17 protein-coding genes and 1 tRNA gene are annotated in these 17,770 nt (G+C 53.0%); 9 read left to right on the forward strand and 9 right to left on the reverse strand.

Annotated elements, in window-relative coordinates:
- Positions 1–2: 2 nt before the first annotated feature.
- Entirely contained in the window at positions 3–692 is a 690-nt protein-coding gene (locus ACE38U_RS11875; protein WP_370527343.1) for a DUF2057 family protein, read from the reverse strand.
- Positions 693–821: 129 nt separating this feature from the next.
- On the opposite strand from ACE38U_RS11875, the gene ACE38U_RS11880 reads away from it, so the two are divergent.
- Complete coding sequence (locus ACE38U_RS11880; RefSeq protein ID WP_038473916.1) at positions 822–1,235, forward strand: CoA-binding protein; 414 nt, start codon at positions 822–824, stop codon at positions 1,233–1,235.
- A gap of 29 nt (positions 1,236–1,264) precedes the next feature.
- On the opposite strand, the gene hspQ is transcribed toward ACE38U_RS11880, so the two are convergent.
- Complete coding sequence (gene hspQ / locus ACE38U_RS11885; protein WP_038473914.1) at positions 1,265–1,582, reverse strand: heat shock protein HspQ; 318 nt, start codon at positions 1,580–1,582, stop codon at positions 1,265–1,267.
- 61 nt (positions 1,583–1,643) lie between these two features.
- The gene (gene rlmI, locus ACE38U_RS11890; protein ID WP_038473912.1) at positions 1,644–2,834 is read right to left on the reverse strand and encodes a 23S rRNA (cytosine(1962)-C(5))-methyltransferase RlmI; all 1,191 of its coding nucleotides are present in this window, start codon (positions 2,832–2,834) and stop codon (positions 1,644–1,646) included.
- Between the two features lie 260 nt (positions 2,835–3,094).
- On the opposite strand from rlmI, the gene ACE38U_RS11895 reads away from it, so the two are divergent.
- Positions 3,095–5,011 (forward strand): M14 family metallopeptidase, encoded by a 1,917-nt coding sequence (locus ACE38U_RS11895; protein WP_176981349.1) that lies wholly within the window; start codon positions 3,095–3,097, stop codon positions 5,009–5,011.
- A gap of 106 nt (positions 5,012–5,117) precedes the next feature.
- Positions 5,118–5,414 (forward strand): acylphosphatase, encoded by a 297-nt coding sequence (gene yccX, locus ACE38U_RS11900; protein WP_176981350.1) that lies wholly within the window; start codon positions 5,118–5,120, stop codon positions 5,412–5,414.
- On the opposite strand, the gene tusE is transcribed toward yccX, so the two are convergent.
- Both tusE and yccA read right to left on the reverse strand, forming a co-directional pair.
- Complete coding sequence (gene tusE, locus ACE38U_RS11905; RefSeq protein WP_375529804.1) at positions 5,411–5,740, reverse strand: sulfurtransferase TusE; 330 nt, start codon at positions 5,738–5,740, stop codon at positions 5,411–5,413. The two genes, yccX and tusE, sit on opposite strands and share 4 nt — an antisense overlap.
- A gap of 137 nt (positions 5,741–5,877) precedes the next feature.
- A complete protein-coding gene (yccA, locus tag ACE38U_RS11910) occupies positions 5,878–6,537 on the reverse strand; it encodes an FtsH protease modulator YccA (RefSeq protein ID WP_375529805.1) in 660 nt (219 codons plus the stop codon).
- Between the two features lie 227 nt (positions 6,538–6,764).
- Here yccA and ACE38U_RS11915 point away from each other — a divergent pair, with 227 nt between their 5' ends.
- Both ACE38U_RS11915 and ACE38U_RS11920 read left to right on the forward strand, forming a co-directional pair.
- Entirely contained in the window at positions 6,765–8,390 is a 1,626-nt protein-coding gene (locus ACE38U_RS11915; protein WP_176981352.1) for an ABC transporter substrate-binding protein, read from the forward strand.
- Between the two features lie 158 nt (positions 8,391–8,548).
- Positions 8,549–8,636: transfer RNA gene (locus ACE38U_RS11920), tRNA-Ser, on the forward strand.
- Between the two features lie 89 nt (positions 8,637–8,725).
- On the opposite strand, the gene ACE38U_RS11925 is transcribed toward ACE38U_RS11920, so the two are convergent.
- The gene (locus tag ACE38U_RS11925) at positions 8,726–9,058 is read right to left on the reverse strand and encodes a RamA family antibiotic efflux transcriptional regulator (protein ID WP_176981353.1); all 333 of its coding nucleotides are present in this window, start codon (positions 9,056–9,058) and stop codon (positions 8,726–8,728) included.
- A 358-nt stretch (positions 9,059–9,416) separates the two neighbouring features.
- Positions 9,417–10,205 (reverse strand): MipA/OmpV family protein, encoded by a 789-nt coding sequence (locus ACE38U_RS11930; protein WP_176981354.1) that lies wholly within the window; start codon positions 10,203–10,205, stop codon positions 9,417–9,419.
- 125 nt (positions 10,206–10,330) lie between these two features.
- Here ACE38U_RS11930 and ACE38U_RS11935 point away from each other — a divergent pair, with 125 nt between their 5' ends.
- On the forward strand, positions 10,331–11,029 hold the full coding sequence (locus tag ACE38U_RS11935) for a response regulator (RefSeq protein ID WP_038473897.1): 699 nt from the start codon (positions 10,331–10,333) through the stop codon (positions 11,027–11,029).
- The gene (locus ACE38U_RS11940) at positions 11,026–12,213 is read left to right on the forward strand and encodes a sensor histidine kinase (protein ID WP_375529806.1); all 1,188 of its coding nucleotides are present in this window, start codon (positions 11,026–11,028) and stop codon (positions 12,211–12,213) included. The genes ACE38U_RS11935 and ACE38U_RS11940 overlap by 4 nt, the downstream gene beginning before the upstream one ends.
- A 1-nt stretch (position 12,214) precedes the next feature.
- Here ACE38U_RS11940 and attM read toward each other — a convergent pair whose 3' ends face one another.
- The gene (attM, locus tag ACE38U_RS11945) at positions 12,215–12,997 is read right to left on the reverse strand and encodes an AttM family quorum-quenching N-acyl homoserine lactonase (protein ID WP_176981356.1); all 783 of its coding nucleotides are present in this window, start codon (positions 12,995–12,997) and stop codon (positions 12,215–12,217) included.
- 152 nt (positions 12,998–13,149) lie between these two features.
- Here attM and ACE38U_RS11950 point away from each other — a divergent pair, with 152 nt between their 5' ends.
- Positions 13,150–14,037 carry a LysR family transcriptional regulator gene (locus ACE38U_RS11950; protein ID WP_176981377.1) on the forward strand — a complete coding sequence of 296 codons (888 nt, stop codon included), beginning with the start codon at positions 13,150–13,152 and terminating at the stop codon, positions 14,035–14,037.
- A gap of 4 nt (positions 14,038–14,041) precedes the next feature.
- On the opposite strand, the gene ACE38U_RS11955 is transcribed toward ACE38U_RS11950, so the two are convergent.
- The gene (locus tag ACE38U_RS11955; protein ID WP_375529807.1) at positions 14,042–16,348 is read right to left on the reverse strand and encodes a molybdopterin-dependent oxidoreductase; all 2,307 of its coding nucleotides are present in this window, start codon (positions 16,346–16,348) and stop codon (positions 14,042–14,044) included.
- A gap of 421 nt (positions 16,349–16,769) precedes the next feature.
- Between ACE38U_RS11955 and ACE38U_RS11960 the strand changes: the two genes are divergently transcribed.
- Positions 16,770–17,750, forward strand: coding sequence for a sugar ABC transporter substrate-binding protein (locus ACE38U_RS11960; protein WP_176981358.1), 981 nt, complete (start codon positions 16,770–16,772; stop codon positions 17,748–17,750).
- Positions 17,751–17,770: the final 20 nt, after the last annotated feature.

Below are 17,770 nucleotides of genomic sequence, written 5' to 3' on the forward strand. Positions count from 1 at the left end.
TATTACGGCGCGGGCGTCTCGTTTGCCCAGCGTAAAAAGCGCGCTCGCGTCGGCTTGTCGGCCTGGCTAAACCAATACTTCAGCCGCTGTTCGGTCAATGTTTCGGGCTGAGCTGACGGGAAGTCTGGCTGAGCTGCGGCAAAGCGCTGCGCCTCGTCACCGGCTTTTAGCACGGCGAATTCCGGCATTGACGCCTTTTTTCCTGATTTATTATAGCGTTGAGTCTCTTCTTCGTAATCCTTCCCGGTTGATTCTGGTTTAGTGTTCAGGGAATCGGTGCGAACGGGAACAGGCTGCGCATGGCCATCAAGAAGCCTAATTTGAGGAGAAGTGACGGGATGCACGGCGTCTTTGGGCGACAGAACAATGTTTACCTGGTCTATCTCTTTGGTGTCAAAGCTTATAATTAACGGTGAAGACAGCCCCGGAAACCTGCCGCGAGGAGGGGGGCTGAATCTTTTTTCTAGTTTCAGGACTAGCTGGTGCGGGCCATTGTCTATTTCAATGCTGTCTGCGCCTTTTAATAGAGAACTGGAAACTCTTTTTCCGTCCAGAACCAGTAAGTCGACCTCGGCCGAAAGGCGCAGCGTGGTCCCCCATACCAGGGCTGGCATCATCAATATTAACGCTGCAATTGGCAGACCGACTCTCATTTCACTCTCCCTGATGAGCATGCTGAGCGGATGTTTCAACGTTTTTCCAGAATACCGTCTATTAACATATAGACATATTTCCAGAAATTGCCCTCCTGAGTTTCCAGTTCAAAGATGGCCGGGTGGCCGGCTTTGACATACACTTCAAACAACAATTTAGGGGGCGCTATGAAACAAAGTGATATCGAAAATATCCTGAAAACAACTCGCACCATTGCGCTGGTGGGGGCAAGTGACAAGCCCGATCGCCCGAGCTATCGGGTTATGGATTACCTGCTAAAACAGGGTTATGAAGTGATTCCTGTCTCGCCAAAGGTGGCGGGTAAAATGCTACTGGGGCAGCAGGGTTACGCCACGCTAGCTGACGTGCCGAAGAAAATTGATATGGTTGATGTGTTCCGCAACTCCGAGGCGGCCTGGGGCGTGGCGCAGGAAGCGATAGCCGTTGGGGCGAAAACGCTGTGGATGCAGCTGGGCGTGATTAACGAGCAGGCCGCGGTGCTGGCGCAGAATGCAGGGTTAAGCGTGGTGATGGATAAATGTCCGGCGATTGAAATACCGCGGCTTGGACTGGCGAAATAAGAAAAACCCCGCTTCGGCGGGGTTTTTAATCAGTTACGCAGGCGTGGAGCCTGAAGCTGCTGGCGTATCGAGGCAGCCAGTTCATCCATAGACGGCTGTTCAGGGTGCTCGTCGTCATCCTCAGAACTGAGCTGAGCTTCTGCGAGATAGGTATGAATCGCCTGGCCATCGTCATCTTCCATCACCACGTGGTACCAGGGCGCCGCGCGAAGTGCGCTATTGTCGGCCAGGTCATCTTCCTGCGGCTCATCGAGCGAATACTCAGGGTCAATGTCGACCACTACGCCCAGATAGCCCAGTAAAGAATGACGAACCTGCTGGCCAATACCGTATTTGCTGGCAATCATAGTCACCTCCCGGGAATATTACTCTGCATAGGGATATGCGGGCAATTTCCCCTTTTTCAAGCTACATGACTCGACAGGCAAACCCTTTCAGATACAGCCCTTCCGGGTAGGTTGCGATCACCGGGTGATCGGCCGCCTGACGGAACTGCTCTATAAATTGTACATCACGTCCGGCATCTACGGCGGCGTCGGCGATGATTTTCTGGAATAAATCTGTGGTCATCAGTCCGGAGCAGGAGAAGGTCATCAGAATGCCGCCGGGATTCAATAACTGAATGGCTAACATATTGATATCTTTGTAACCCCGGCAGGCACCCGCCAGCTGGTTTTTGTTTTCAACAAACTTTGGCGGATCCATGACGATAACGTCGAACTTTTCGCCCTGGTCGCGGTATTTGCGCAGCAGTTTGAATACGTCGTCACGCAGGAACTCTGCTTTGCTGAGGTCAAGTTTGTTTAGCTCAACGTTTTGTCTGGCGATGTCTAATGCGTCCTGGGAGGTATCCACGCTCACCACCTGGCTGCAATTCCCCATCAGCGCAGAAACGGCAAAACCGCCGGTGTAGGAGAAGCAGTTCAGCACCCGCTTATTATCGACGTAGCGGCGAGTTGCAAAGCGGCTGTCGCGCTGATCGAGGTAATAGCCGGTTTTATGCCCGCCCTGAATATCAACCAGCAGCTTCATGCCGTGCTCTTCAATCGGCAGCAGGGCAGGTGGCAGCTCACCGCTCACCGGTCCCTGAGTCAGCTCCATACCTTCTTTCTTACGCACCGTCACGTCAGAGCGATCGTAAATAGAACACTCTGGATAGAGAGACTGCAGGGCCGCAACCAGTGCCGGGCGCTGGTACTCTGCGCCTGCAGACAGCAGTTGCAGAACCAGGAAGTTACCGAAACGGTCGATGGTCACGCCAGGCAAACCGTCAGATTCACCGGCAATCAGACGGTAGCTGTCCAGACCGTCACGTTTAGCCAGCCAGTCACGCCACTGCTGCGCCTGCTGCAGGCGGCGGGTGAAGAAGGCGATGTCGATGCTTTCATCCTGGTTAAAGGTCCAGACGCGGGCGCGAATTTGTGACTCGGGTGAAAACGCAGCGCGAGCTAACCATTTCCCCTGGCTGTCTACCACATCAACCGTTTCGCCGAGACTGGCCTTACCTTCCAGACGCGCAACCGCGCCGGAGAAAACCCATGGATGACGGCGCAATAACGATTTCTCACGCCCTTTGGCTAACACTAAACGTACGCTCATAATTTTTTTGCTGCTTTGCTAAGAAATGGGCGCCATTTTCAGGTTTAGGGCGGGTAATTGCAATGGAATAACGCGAAAAGTACCGCCGGACTGCAACAGAATATCCTGCGATCATAATTGAATATATATGCTTAATTTCGGTATTTATATTTATTATGATATTTTTAATTGGTTGATGAACATGGCATTTTGTTTTTATAAATGTGGGTATAAATGTTCTGCGTATTATTCGAACCGTTCATTTCTTAAGGAGAGACACCATGTCTATTTTTTGTGCGCGTCGCCTGGCATTAACGGCTGGCTCGCTGCTGCTGACAAGCCTGCCTGTTTTGGCAGCACTGCCTCAGGCACCTGGTTATGTTGACGACGCAGGCGCAACGGCAGCGGCGAAAACCCGCATTCTGCCTCCGATGTTTGAGCAGGCTCTGACCAGCACTAAATTCCTCGCAGACGCTAAAAACCCGCTAATTACGCTTGCTGAGAGCAGTGATTTTCATAAAACCAGCAACTATCTGCAAACCGTGGAGTACATGAACAAAATTGCGGACGCCTCTGGTGGCCTCATCAGGCTGGAGTGGCTGCCGGAAAAAAGCGCGGAAGGTTATCAGATGATGCTGGCGGTAGCCTCGACTTCGCAGGATAAAAGTGCCGCAGGATTAAGGGCCTCAGGAAAACCAACGGTGCTGATTGAGGCGGAAATTCACCCCGGCGAAGCTAACGGCAAAGATGCTATGTTCATGCTGTTGCGGGATATGAGCACCGGCGACAAGCCGCTGGCAGCGCTGCTCGACAAGGTCAATATTCTGTTTATTCCGACGGTGAATATTGATGGTGATATGCGCACCAGCGCGTATGGCAGAATTAACCAGAACGGCCCGGACATCACCGGCTGGCGGGTTAATGGCCAAAACCTTAACCTGAACCGTGATTTCACTAAACTCGACAGCGCCGAAATTCGCAATATCGCCTGGGTGTTCAATCAATATGACCTGAGCTTTTTCGCCGACACGCATTCTACCGACGGCGCTATGTATCCCTATGACAGCTCATACTGCAACAACGGTCAGGGCTGGTCACCCGCCGCTACGCGCTGGATGGACAGCGTGATGCAGCCTCATGTTTACCAGCAAGTACAAAGCTACGGGCATCACATTCATGAATGCATCAGCCTGAACAGCAACCAGGACCCGACCCAGGGCTATTACCCGTATCGCACCGACCTCGCTCGTTTTTCTAACCAATATGGCGATATTCGTAGTGTGCCTTCTATCCTGATTGAGCAGCATGCGCTCCATCCCTACAAAACTCAGGTGCTGGGCAATTACGTCATGCTAAAAGCGATGTTTGAGTCCATCGGCGATAATGCTGATTCGCTGAAAAAAGCTATCGCAGCGGACAAGGAAAAAGCGCTGACCGACAAAGACGTCATCCTGACATGGAAGCCGGGAGCGCCAACGCAGGTGCCGTTTATTGTGGGTGACTGGCACTACGAAGTCTCTCCGATAACCGGGCAAAAGACGATTAAATGGAGTAATAAACCAAAAACTATAACCGTGCCGGTGACCGCCAATGACGTACCTGATTTAACCCTTTCACGCCCGACTGAGTACATCGTTCCGGCCCAATGGGGAACGGTGATTGAACGGCTTCGGGCCCACGGCATTCAGATGAAAACTCTGGAGAAGGCTACGCCTGTTGAGGTGACTTTGTATCGCATGAATAACGTGAAACTTGCGGATGGCTTTGAGCCAGATCGTGCGGCAAAAGGGCAGATCCCGGGTTATGAAGGGCATCTGTTAGTGAGCGGTGAGGCTGAGCCTTTCAAACGTCTGCAAACCTTCCCTGCGGGATCGGTTGTTATCTCTACCCATCAGCCGTTAGGCGTTCTGGCGATGGACCTGCTTGAGCCAGCCAGCCCTGACTCCTTCTGGGCCTGGGGATTCTTTAACGCCACGCTGGTTTCTGCCGAAGAGCCGGAAGAGTATGTTATGGAGCCGATGGCCCGCAGGATGCTGGAGCAGGACCCGAAACTGAAAGCCGAATTCGAGCAGAAGCTGAAATCGGATAAGGCGTTTGCCGCCGACGGCAGCGCGCGGCTGGAGTGGTTTTATAAACATACGCCGTTTTACGATGCCAATGCCTGGGTCTATCCGGTAGGACGAGTCGAGGTAAAATAGCTTTCCGTCTCGCAAAATGGCCGTGCCGGTGGCGCGGCCGTTCTTATTACGGATGAAAAAACCTTACGGGCTGTTAGACTTGAGTCAGGTTTATGTGCGGGAGTAAATGATGGCAAACGACTCACAAAAGCAGTGCATAAAGTGCTGGGTTCACGGAATGGTGCAGGGAGTGGGCTTTCGCTACAGCACGCAGCGGGAAGGCGAGAAACTTGGCTTAACCGGGTACGCCCGTAACCTGGACGACGGCAGCGTCGAAGTGGTGGCCTGCGGAGAGACGGAGCAGGTTGAAAAGCTGCTGGCCTGGCTGAAAGCCGGCGGGCCACGTAGCGCCAGGGTTGATAAAGTCCTCGTTGAGCCTCACCAACCCGAGCGTGAATGGGTCAACTTTGGTATCCGCTATTAGATGCACTTCACTGGTTTAGGTAATCCCGCGATTTTGGTGGCCTGCTTCGCCGGGCCCTTCGGGAACAGGCGATAGAGATAACGGCTATTGCCTTTCTCTTCGCCAAATTTATTTGCCATGGCTTTAACCAGCATGCGAATGGCCGGGGAGGTATTAAACTCCAGGTAAAATTCGCGCACAAAACGCACCACTTCCCAGTGCTCCACCGCGAGGGTAATGCCTTCTCCGGCGGCAATCACTTCCGCCAGCGGCTCGCTCCACTCCTGGCTATTTTTCAGGTAGCCATCGGCGTCTGTCGCTATTTCTCTGCCTTCAAAGGTCAACATAGTTATCCGCTATTTACGTCAAATCGGGCGAAGTGTAGCAAATTTTCTCCGTGGGCTTAAGGATGGAATGTGGTGGAATTGAGGGCAAAAAAAAGAGAATGCGCAGGGCATTCTCTTTTTTGGTAAAGCCGTATTAGTTAGTCGCGGCTGGCAAAACCAAGGATGCTCAGCAGGCTAACGAAGATGTTGTAAAGAGAAACATACAGGCTTACGGTCGCGCGGATGTAGTTGGTTTCACCGCCGCGAATGATGTTGCTGGTCTCAAACAGGATGGCACCTGAGGAAATCAGGATAAACACCGCGCTAATCGCCAGGTGCAGAGCAGGCAGCTGCAGGAAGATGTTAGCCACCATACCAATCAGCACCACCACCACGCCCGCCATCAGCATACCGCCGAGGAAGGACATGTCTTTGCGGGTCGTCAGCACATACGCCGAGCAGCTAAAGAACACCAGCGCGGTACCGCCCAGCGCCATGCCAATAACGTCGCCCATGCCGGCGGACAGATAGGCATTCAGCATTGGTCCCTGGATATAGCCCAGGAAGCCGGTAAAGGCGAATGCAGATAAAATGCCTACCGGTTTATCCGCGGTTTTATAGGTCAGGAACATCAGGCCGTACATACCAACCAGCGTCAGAATCAACCCTGGAGAAGGCAGCATCAGCACGGTGCTGGCCGTTGCAGTCAACGCGGAAAATGCCAGCGTTAAACTCAGCAGGAAATAGGTATTACGTAGCACCTTGTGGGTGCTGAGCAGTGACGAACGGTCACGCGAGGAGGTAATAATGCGATCCATTCTAAAACTCTCTCTTTTACAGGTGTTTTATGGTCATGAGCATAATGCCCGCCTTTATTAGACAAAAGCCTTTTTACCCATCTTTACCTCGTGCACTTTATCACATTGTACAAAATTAATGCCATAACACCCACTTATAGGTGGCTGAAAAATATTGCTTTATTACCTAAAGCCGACTAAGAGTGTTAGCCGTACCGTCGTTAAATAACATCAATAAGGCGTAGGTCATGAAAGCAAACAACAACACATTTTCAAAATCATTGGTCGCTCTGGGTCTGCTCAGCGCTATTTCTGGCGCATGGGCAGCAGACGTTCCGCCAGGAACCGAGCTTGCAGCCAAACAGGAGCTGGTACGTAACAACGGCAGTGAACCCGCATCGCTGGATCCCCATAAAGTAGAGAGCGACGTTGAGGCTAACATCATTGGTGACTTCTTTGACGGCCTGATTCGCGTCAAAAACGATGGCACCATCGAACCTCATCTGGCGGCAAAGTGGGACAATCAGGACAATAAAGTCTGGACGTTCCATCTGCGCCCGGGCCTTAAATGGTCCAATGGCGAGCCCATTACCGCGCAGGACGTGGTCTGGAGCTGGAAGCGCTTAGTTGATCCTAAAACGGGTTCCCCTTATGCCACTTATCCCGGCACGATGCACATTGAAAATGCCAACGATATTGCCGAGGGTAAGAAGCCGGTAGACAGCCTTGGCGTGAAGGCGCTGGATGCCAACACCGTGCAGGTCACGCTCGATCAACCAACCTCGGCCTTCCTGCTGATGCTCGGCCACACGTCAATGGTACCCGTGAGCGAAGCGGCTGTAGAAAAATTTGGCGATAAATGGACCCAGCCGGCCAATTTCGTGAGCAGCGGCCCGTATAAGCTGTCGCAGTGGGTAGTAAATGAGAAAGTCGTCGGCGAGCGTAATAAACAGTACTGGGACGACGCTCACACGGTGATTAATAAGGTGACTTACCTGCCGGTCACTTCTGGTACATCGGATATCAACCGCTACAAGGCGGGTGAAATTGATATCACCTATACCGTGCCGGAAACGCTCTTTGCCTCACTTAAAAAATCTATTCCGGATCAGGTCCATATCACGCCTTACCTGTCCACCTACTATTACGAATTCAATACCACCAAAGCGCCGTTCAATGACCCACGTGTCAGGCTCGCGCTGAATTTGGCGCTGGATAAAGACATCATTGCCGAGAAAGTATTAGGACAGGGGCAAAAGCCTGCGTGGCTGGTTAGTCAGCCTAAAATTGGCGGCATTGAGCTTAAACCAGCCGAGTACGGCAGCTGGAGCCACGATAAGCGCATTGCGGAAGCGAAAAAATTACTGGCAGAGGCGGGCTTCAACGAGAAACACCCGCTGCAGTTCAACCTGCTTTACAACACCTCTGAATCTCACCAGCGCATTGCCATTGCTGCCAGCTCGATGTGGAAGAAAAACGTTGGCGTCGAGGCTAAGCTGCAAAACCAGGAATGGAAAACCATGCTGGACACCAAGCGTACCGGTAATTACGAGCTGGTGCGTTATGGCTGGATTGCCGACTACGATGATGCGGCTACCTACCTGAACAACTTCCGTACCGGCGACAGCCAGAACAGTTCTAAGTACAGCAACCCGGCCTATGACGAGATTATTGCCAAAGCCTCTCAGGCCAGCAGCCAGGAAGAACGCGCCAGATACTATCAGCAGGCTGAAGATATCCTTGCTAAAGACGTGCCGACCATTCCTATTTACCACTATGTGAAGGTCCAACTGGTAAAACCTTACGTTGGGGGTTATGCACCGAGCACGCTGGGTAAATATCTAACCCAGGATCTCTACATCAAAAAACACTAATGCCAATGCTGCCCTCCACCCGGGGGCAGCAAAAGCGGTTTTAAACTGAGCATGTTGCTGCTGTTTCAGGCAAATAACACAAATGTGATGAAATTTCAGGCGATTGAACAAAATCGTGCTTTACATGAAGTATGGCTATGTTTATAGTTCGCCTCGTTGGAAGTGTGGCCGAGCGGTTGAAGGCACCGGTCTTGAAAACCGGCGACCCGAAAGGGTTCCAGAGTTCGAATCTCTGCGCTTCCGCCAACATTCGAAGGGGTTGCCGAAAGGCAGCCCCTTTTGCTTATGTGCGGGGCAATCTGCGCGGCAAAATTGGCACCAAACATCCCCCCCCCTCATAAACTCTTTTTCTTTCGGTAGTTTCCGGGAGACATCTTGAAGCTTCGGGTAAAAAGTCGGTTAAAACTCTGCTGCGAATCAAAGCCGTACTTTACTGAAATGTCTACGATCCGCTCTTTGGTGTTTTTGAGATCCTGCGCGGCAAGCTGTAACTTTCTGCTCCTGATGTACCGGCCTATGCTTTCGCCTTTATAATGTAAAAATATTCTCTGAAAGTGCCATTTGGAATAACCCGAGTAGCGGGCCACATCTTCGATACGCAATCGGCGGTGAATATTATTGTCAATCCAATATGAGATGGTTTCTATTACCTTTGCAGAAAGGTTCACGTAGTTATCCTTCATTGTTGACAAGCATTTCTATGCGAGAGTTAGTGGGTAAGTGATTTTATTAAATAACGCAGGTGGCGAGCTGAAACATAACGATCGATCCGCGTTATCTTCGGTGAATGACAGTGTTTGTGCTTTGCCAGGATGGTTCTATTTTGACATTGCACATTCATCTTTTTCACGCATGAAATGTTACAGATATTAAATTCATGTTTAGCATAAAAACACATTTTAAAGTCATGGGTACACCTGGGCGAAAAAAATGCCGCAAAAATGAAAGTCATCACAAGTGCGATCTTCATAGCTGTGCTTTATTTCTGCAAGTCAATCATGATGTTGTCAGATATCAGGTTAACGGTCAGAAAGTATAATTGACGGCGAGCGTGCCCGTTGTGCCGTCCCGTCGCATCACAATAGGGCTATTGGCGGCATTCTTGTTCAGCCAGGCATAGCTCAGGCTGAGCCATGCTCCCCAGTGCTCGCTGAACTGATGGGTTAGCGTCAGGCTGGTATCCGTGCCGTAAAACCCACCGGCGCTGCGGTAGTGCGAGAAACCGGAACGGCTGTGCTGCTGCTCATTGACCCCATACCAGGTATTCATGTAACGGGCATCGCCGAATAACGCGCTGGCCTGAAACGTAATAGAATTATCTTCATTCATAATGGGGATGTAATCAACTGAAGTGGAATAAGACACGCCCTGGCCATCGTTCAGCGGCAGCGTTGTTTTTCCTTCTATTACCAGCCAGGGGGCCAGCGCCCAGCCGAGTGCAATACCCGAATTAACCGTGGATGAAATATTACCCATGCCTTTAAGTTTATCGGACCCTTTGCGCCAGCCTGAATTTTTATCCGTGCGGCCGGAGTCATAACCCAGCGTCGGCTCTATATATAAACCATTATCGTTTTGAAGATGTATGCCAAGCCCATTCATCGAATCAAAGAAAATATTGTTCTTCTGGATATGAATTAGCGGAATAACAGTAGAGCTCTGCTCATTGGCACCGCTATAGCGCGGAGAAGACACGGCGCCAAGACCAAAAGTAATAGCGGTTTCATCAGCATTAAATTCACTTGCATATACAGATGAAATACCTGAGATTAGCAGCAGTGCGATTATGTATTTTGTGCTTTTCTTCGTTAACATTATGATTCTCATTGTCAGGTGTTTATATTTTCGTGCATGCTTAACTCAGTAAGTAAAAGGATTATGCTGAGGGCTTATCAATGAACTGCCAGGGATTTGTGAAGAAACTGTCAAGGTAACATTAAATGAAAAATAAACGGGTCCTGGTCATTGAAGATGATGCCGATGCGGCAAATGTGTTAGAGGCCTATCTCACGCGTGAAGGGTATAGCGTCTCGGTGGCGGGTGACGGCCTGGCGGGCATGAATACGGTGTTAACGTGGAAGCCCGATCTTATCCTGCTGGACGTCATGCTACCCGGCATGAACGGCACAGAAATCCTTGCCGCCGTGCGGCGAAGGGGCAACACGCCGGTCATTATGATAACGGCGATGGGCGAGCCCTACGACAAGATTGGCGCTTTGCGTTACGGCGCCGATGACTACGTGGTGAAGCCCTACAATCCCGGTGAAGTCATGGCCCGCGTGCAGGCGGTGTTAAGGCGTAGCCAGGTCAACCAAAGTCCTGTAGAAGATGTGCTGCGCTGGGGGCCGCTTGAAGTTGACGTTACCAATATGGTGGCGCAGGTGAAGGCAAATGGCGACGGCGCTCTGCGTCTGGACTTAACGCTCACCGAGTTTTCTATTTTGAAGACGCTAATGCGGGCGTCGACCAGGCCGTTAAGCCGGCAGTATCTGCTTGAAGAATGCCTCCCTGAAAGCGATGCCCTTGAGCGAGTGGTGGACACGCACGTCTACAACTTAAGAAAAAAGCTTGAGGCCGCGGGCGTTGATAACCTGATCCTGAACGTACGCGGGATCGGCTACCGGTTCTGCAAACCATGAAAGACAAAAAGAGCAAATCACTGCTGCTATGGATATCGATTCGAATCATCGTGGTGGCCGTCAGCGTGCTGTTTTTCATTGTGCTGGCGATGTGGAGTATCTACGCGGTTCAGTATTACTGGGTTGTGCATCATATGTCCCCGGCGGCCTATCAGGAGTTTCTGACGCTGCGGGCAAACCCTGATTTAAACATTGTCCGTTTTCATGACATCGTGGATGCCCGGTGGGGGATTGAGTACAGTACGCCTTCCATCAGCTCGCTTAACTGGGGCTGGCTGTTCATCTTTATTTCGATGGCGACGCCGTTTGTTATCGTCAGCTGCTTGCGCGCCACGCGCCCGCTTGCGGCGCAGTTTCGAAGCCTGACGGACGTGGCGGAGAACGTCACTCAGGGCGACTTCAGCCAGCAGGCGAAGCTGGTGGGCGAATGCCCGGAAGAGGTGATTCGCTTCGCCAGCAACTTCAATAAAATGATTAGCCAGCTGGCGCTGTACGAACGCGAACTTAAGGCCTCGCACGTGGCCGCCGCGCATGAACTGCGTTCACCGTTAACCGCAGCAATGGGGCGGCTCCAGGGCATGATAGACGGCGTGTTTCCTGCCGATGAAAAACAGCTGAATATGGTGATGACGCAGTTAAAAAACCTCAGCCATCTTACCGACGATTTGCATTTTCTCTCCCTGGCGAGCGCGGGGCAATTAACGCTCCAGCGCAGCGTATTTACTCTCCGTGAGACGTTAATAGAACGCGTTTCATGGTTAAAACCCCAGCTGGAAGCCGCCGGGATGTTTGTTTCCGTTGAGGCGGGGGATGAGTTTTATTACGTCGGCGACGAAGCCAGGCTGGGGCAGGTTTTCACCATCATTATCGAAAACATGCTTCGCTATTGCGGCCGGGACGATCGAATGTTTATTCGTTTTCGCCACTTCGAGCAGCACATTGAGATAACGTTTCAGGATACCGGGCCAGGCGTCGCCGTGGATTATCTGCCCCACATTTTCGAGCGCTTCACGCGTGGAGAGCGCTCAAGAGCCAGAGACTCAGGCGGCAGCGGGCTGGGGCTTTCCATTGCGAGAGAAATTTGCGGCGCGCATGACGGCAGCATTCGCGCCAGCCTGCCTGCCGAAGGCGGACTGTTAATCACCCTCAGTTTGCCCGTGCCGCTTAGCGAGGAGGGAGCCTGATTTACTCGTACCAGCCAGGCGCCAGCGTGAACTGCGGCCAGACGTCGGGATCATGGCCGGGGATCGGTTTCGCCGCGTGTTGCTCGGTTAACGCCCGCAGTTTTGCGACTGAGCGCGCCGCCTCGCTGGCCGAAGTCATAAAGCCCGGAAGCGCGCGATCGTAAAAATGATCCAGCGTATAGGCGGCATCAATTGCCAGAGTGAAGCTCAGGCCGCTGGCAAGCGTAATCAGGAATGACTGATGGCCGGGGGAGTGGCCCGGCGTAGAGATACAGCGCAGCGTTCCGTCGCCGTACAAATCAAAGGCGTCCTCATCCAGCAGCTGCCAGTTCAGGTTCGGACGGGCAAAATCATTGCGGCAGTATGCGCCTGCGGCGAACCAGTCGGGCTTAAAGGCATAGTCGTATTCCCGGCGCTGCACAATATGCAAAGCATTCGGGAAGCGTCCAATCGCGCCGGTATGGTCGGAATGCAGGTGGGAAAGTAAGACATAGCGAATATCTTCTGGCTGAATGCCCAGCGAACCCAGCTGTGCCACGCATCCCTGTTCCTCCGTCATGAATGGCTGATAGTGATCCACCGCATCTCCCCAGTATGCATGAGGATTGGCCAGCCCCTCGGCGGCAAGTCCCCCATCGATAATGACGTGGCCCCTGGGGTGTGTCAGAAGGAACCAGGGAACGGGGATTTCGTAGCTTCTGCCTTCCCCCTGATTCATCCTGATATCGTGATACTTGCAGCGTTGAGTGCCGGACTGAAACAGATAAAGCCTGATCTCTGACATAATTATTCTCCTGATTAATAAGGGCTACAAGCGCGCCATAAGCACCACCAGGCATCAGTTTTATCTAAATCGTACTGGCGCAGTAGGCCTCTGCCGCTGCTTTCATCTATCGGATAAACCGATATACTGAGCGAATGGATCTTTTGGCGGCAATGCGCATCTATGTGCGGGTGGTAGAGCGGGGCAGTATGTCCGCCGCCGCGCGTGATATTGGCATCGGACAGCCGGCGGTGAGTGAGAGGATAGAGCGGCTTGAGGCTCACCTTGGCACCCGTCTGCTGCGGCGAAACACGCGCCGAATGTCCCTGACCGACAGCGGCGCTTTGTTCTATGAGCGCAGTAAAGTCGTGATTTCAGCGGCGGATCTTGCGCTGGCGGTCGTGGGCGACCAGGCGACGTTAAAAGGGCTTATTCGTATCGCCGCACCTTATGGCGCCGGGGAGGAGATCCTGATGCCTGCCTTGCTCAAGCTCAGGGCAAAGCATCCGGAGTTGAATATTGAGCTAATCCTGAATGACCGCGTCATCGATCCGGTGACGGAAGGCGTCGATATTTCGTTGCGGCTTGGCGACCCGGGTGAAGGGGATTTTGTGGCGCATCCGCTCGGCGCCGTGCGGCGCTTTCTGGTTGCTTCTCCCGACTATCTGGCACGAAGCGGAACGCCAGCTTCTCCCGATGAACTTATCCATCATGCTTTTGCGCGTGTATCCGGCCTGTTTAACGACAGCCGCCTGCCTCTTTTCTCACCAGATAACCAGATTGTTAGCGCCCGGCTGGATGTGGTGTTCAGCGCTAATCACTGGCGGCCGCTCTACACGGTTCTCATGGCGGGCCAGGCCCTCGGCGTTCTGCAATACCCGGTGTGCCGACAGGCGCTGGAAAGCGGCCAGCTCGTCACGCTGCTGCCGGAATACACCGTCCCGTCGTTCAGCGCCTTTTTGCTTTATCCGCCGATCAATAAAGCCTCTCGCGAGGTCAGCGCCTGTGCTGCTTTTCTGAAAAGCGCGCTCGCCGAGAGGTTGCAGGAGAATATTACCTAATCTCTCAGGCTACGAAAGCCGGTGGATCAAACGCGGTTATCGGCGGTAACGCTTCGCGCCAAAGCTCGATTTCCACCCGGCAACTTTGGGCGCTGCAGCCCTGGCCGAGGCGTGAAGAGCCTCGATCCTCGGTCAATACGTTCGGGTTGCCGTGTTTATCCAAAGAGCCCGGCGTGGAAGGATCCATCGGGTCATACCATGCTCCGGTAGAGATCTGAACCACGCCCGGCAGGATTTGGTCGCTGATATGAACGCCCGCCAGTATCGCCCCCCGGTTATTAAAGACTTTCACCACTTCACCTTCCTGGATCCCGCGCTTTTGTGCATCTGTGGGGTGCATCCACAGCGGCTCACGCCCGTGAATTTTGGTTGCACGGCTTACGCTGCCGTGGTCGTACTGACTGTGAAGCCGGGTCCGTGGCTGGCTGGAAAGCAGATGCAAAGGCCACTTTTGCGCCTGATGTTGCTGATAAGCCGCCTCTTCGGCGTCCCAAAACGGATAGCCCGGACATTCCCGGTAGCCGAATCCGGCCACGGTTTCTGAATAAAGCTCGATTTTTCCCGACGGCGTGGACAGCGGAAAGCGATCGGGATCGGCGCGAAAATCGGCCAGCAAGATTTGTGGCTCAGCGGGAGGCGTGAACTCTAGTTTTCCCTGTTCCCAGAAGGTGCCAAAAGAGGGAAGCTCCACGCCATCTTCCTGCGCTCTCTCCCGCGAAGATTCATACAGATGCGGTAACCAGTCGGTGGCTGTACGCCCTTCGCTGAAGGTGTCGTAAAAGCCCAGCCTTTTCGCCAGCCCGCAGAAAATGGTGTAGTCATCCTGAGCTTCAGCCAGCGCCGGTATTTGCCGGCGCATGGCAATCATAAAGCCGTCGTGGCTGCCGCTGCCGATATCGTCACGCTCGAGGGAAGTGGTCACCGGCAGCACAATGTCGGAAAACTTCGCCTGCGCCGTCCAGTACTGCTCGTGGGCAACAACGGTTTCCGGGCGACGCCAGGCCTCAACCAGGCGATTGAGATCCTGATGATGGTGGAAGGCGTTGCCGCCCGCCCAGTAGACGAGGCGGATGTCGGGATAACGGCAAAGCTTGCCATCAAATTCATATTCACCGCCGGGATTCAGCAGCATGTCCGATAAGCGAGCTACAGGGATTGCCGTTTTTATCTTGTTCTCACCGGCGGGAAGGCGAGGCCCGGAAAAAGGCACTCGTGCAGCCCCGGCAAGGTTGGTACAGGCGTAGCCGAAAGCCAAACCTCCACCAGGCGTGCCTATCTGGCCAAGCAGGGAAGTCAGCGCCACGGTGGCCCAGTACGCCTGTTCTCCCTGGCGGGCGCGCTGAATGGACCAGGAAATATTGATCATGGTGCGCTTGCCCGCCATGGTACGAGCCAGCGTTAAAATTTGTTCGGCATCAATGCCGGTAATGCCCGCCGCCCAGCCGGCGGTTTTTGGCACGCCGTCGTGCTCGCCGAAAAGATAGCGGCGCAGCTGCTCGAAGCCGACGGTATGGCTGCTGATAAAGGCCATATCGTGCAGGGACTCCGCAATCAGCGTATGGCACAGCGCCAGCAGCAGCGCCGTATCTGTGCCGGGGCGAATCGCCAGCCAGCGGGCGCTTTCGACGGCGCTGAGATCGTTTTGCACCGGGCTGATATTCACGAACTGCACGCCGTTTTGCTCAAGGCGTTCCAGCCAGTGCTTCAGCATGTGGTCGTTTGCGCCGCCGCCGTTGACCTGGGCGTTTCTGAGCGGCAATCCCCCGATGGCCACGAACATCTCGCAATGTTCTGCCAGCACCGAGAAATGAGTGTGTTGCTTATGCAGCGGGCTTAACGGGCCAAGAATATGCGGCAGGATCCGTTCTCCGGCCGCGCTGCTGTAGGTATTTGTACTGGCGGTGTAGCCGCCAAAGCCTTTAAGAAAACGGTGCAGCTGGCTTTGGGCATGGTGAAAGCGCCCGGCGCTGGCCCAGCCATAAGAGCCGCCAAAAATCGCCTCGTTGCCGCAGCGCTCCTGCACCGAGCGGAGGTCCCGCGCCAGCAGATCCAGCGCCTGCTCCCAGCTCACCTCGACAAACGGTTCTTTCCCTCTGCCTTCACGAGAGGCCGGGCCGTTTTGCAGATAGCCGAGACGAACCGCCGGGCGGCGAATGCGCGTATTGCCGGTAACGGCGTCAGCCAGAGACTGGCCGATACGGGAAGGATTTTTGTCCCAGGAGACGGGAGAAATGGCGGCAATACGCTCGCCCTCGGTGGTGACCTGGTAGGTTCCCCAGTGCATTACCGCCAGCTGATGTTCCGCTTTCATGCTTGTACCGTGCGTTATCGATAGGGCTAAAGCGGCATCATACGGGGAGGTGGGAGCAAAGAGGAAATTCATCTGGCGATGAAAAATCAGGTAAACAGGCAGAACTTTAGCGAATACTGTTTCATTTATATTGGCTGGCAGGATTTATAATTAACTGGCGAGGATATATCGCCGTTTAATTTTATTTTAAGGCGTTTTGTTTTCGCCAAAAAATAATTAAATCCTTGTCTTTGATGTGGTTGAATTATTTTCTTGTTGTATGTTTTACATGTGTTTTTTTCATGTTCATTCGCCGCATTCTAAAGTGACTTAATGACATGGCTGTGAAAGTATAAGATATATCTATTTTTTATTTTGGCTTGATAAAGCTTGTTGTCATGCTGTCGCTTTAGTGAACGATGAATACAGGATAATTATAGCAATGAAGGTTCAAACAAGACTTTTATCTGCGGCTATTGGGCTGGTGTCACTGGCATCGGGCGCTGCTTTTGCCGCAGACACCCTTTCGTTACAGGGGAAAACAATCGGCGTTGCCGTGGTGGGCACTCAGCATTTTTGGGATCGTGAAGCCTACAAGGGCGCGACCGAAGAGGTGGAAAAGCTGGGCGGGAAGGTTATCGGCGTTGATGGCGGCAGGGACAACCAGGTTCATGCCAATAACCACGATATTCTGCTGTCCCGTAAGGTTGATGCGGTAATTAGTATTTTGGGCGACAGTGCCGTTGAGCCAAAATTCAAAGCATTACGTGATGCCGGTATTCCGGTATTTACCGTTGACCATGTTTCGCAGTATTCCGTGAATAACACTACGTCCGACAACTACACGTTGGGTTCAACGATTGGCCGTTATATGGCCGATGCGCTTGGCGGGAAAGGTAACGTTGCGGTATTTAATGCGTTCTCTAACTCATTACGCATTTGCGGCATACGTTATGACCAATGGAAATATGTCCTGCAGGACTACCCTGGCATTAAAATTATTCAACCGGAGCTGGCAGAGCAATTTGCTAACTCGCCGGAAGATGCGCGTAAGAAAACCCTTGAGTTACTCAGCCAGTATCCGAAAGGCAAGCTGGATGCTATCCACGTAGCCTGCTGGGACCAGCCGGCTATCGGCATCGTTCAGGCGCTGGAAGAGACCGGACGTGATAAAGACGTGAAGGTCACCGCTATCGACGCAGGCCCGGAAACGCTGGAAATCATGGCCGAAAAAGACAGCCCGCTGGTGGCCAACGTTGCCCAGCAGCCGCACCTGATTGGCCAGACTTCTGCCGAGAACGTGGCGCGCTACTTCGCAGGTCAGAAGCTGCCAGCCCAGACCTTTATCCCGGTTATCCCGGTGAAAGGCCCGGATGAAGCCAAAGCGGTGTACAAAAAACTGGGTTACGGTGAGCTGAAGTAGTGAACGCTGCAAAAACGCAA

Source organism: Cedecea selenatireducens, assembly GCF_042138895.1.
Classification (GTDB): domain Bacteria; phylum Pseudomonadota; class Gammaproteobacteria; order Enterobacterales; family Enterobacteriaceae; genus Cedecea; species Cedecea selenatireducens.

Coding starts and splice junctions, on each gene's coding strand:
- ACE38U_RS11880 (WP_038473916.1), top strand. CDS start 822: ATGAAACAAAGTGATATCGAAAATATCCTGAAAACAACTCGCACCATT.
- hspQ (WP_038473914.1), bottom strand. CDS start 1,582: ATGATTGCCAGCAAATACGGTATTGGCCAGCAGGTTCGTCATTCTTTA.
- rlmI (WP_038473912.1), bottom strand. CDS start 2,834: ATGAGCGTACGTTTAGTGTTAGCCAAAGGGCGTGAGAAATCGTTATTG.
- ACE38U_RS11895 (WP_176981349.1), top strand. CDS start 3,095: ATGTCTATTTTTTGTGCGCGTCGCCTGGCATTAACGGCTGGCTCGCTG.
- yccX (WP_176981350.1), top strand. CDS start 5,118: ATGATGGCAAACGACTCACAAAAGCAGTGCATAAAGTGCTGGGTTCAC.
- tusE (WP_375529804.1), bottom strand. CDS start 5,740: ATGTTGACCTTTGAAGGCAGAGAAATAGCGACAGACGCCGATGGCTAC.
- yccA (WP_375529805.1), bottom strand. CDS start 6,537: ATGGATCGCATTATTACCTCCTCGCGTGACCGTTCGTCACTGCTCAGC.
- ACE38U_RS11915 (WP_176981352.1), top strand. CDS start 6,765: ATGAAAGCAAACAACAACACATTTTCAAAATCATTGGTCGCTCTGGGT.
- ACE38U_RS11930 (WP_176981354.1), bottom strand. CDS start 10,205: ATGTTAACGAAGAAAAGCACAAAATACATAATCGCACTGCTGCTAATC.
- ACE38U_RS11935 (WP_038473897.1), top strand. CDS start 10,331: ATGAAAAATAAACGGGTCCTGGTCATTGAAGATGATGCCGATGCGGCA.
- ACE38U_RS11940 (WP_375529806.1), top strand. CDS start 11,026: ATGAAAGACAAAAAGAGCAAATCACTGCTGCTATGGATATCGATTCGA.
- attM (WP_176981356.1), bottom strand. CDS start 12,997: ATGTCAGAGATCAGGCTTTATCTGTTTCAGTCCGGCACTCAACGCTGC.
- ACE38U_RS11950 (WP_176981377.1), top strand. CDS start 13,150: ATGCGCATCTATGTGCGGGTGGTAGAGCGGGGCAGTATGTCCGCCGCC.
- ACE38U_RS11955 (WP_375529807.1), bottom strand. CDS start 16,348: ATGAAAGCGGAACATCAGCTGGCGGTAATGCACTGGGGAACCTACCAG.
- ACE38U_RS11960 (WP_176981358.1), top strand. CDS start 16,770: ATGAAGGTTCAAACAAGACTTTTATCTGCGGCTATTGGGCTGGTGTCA.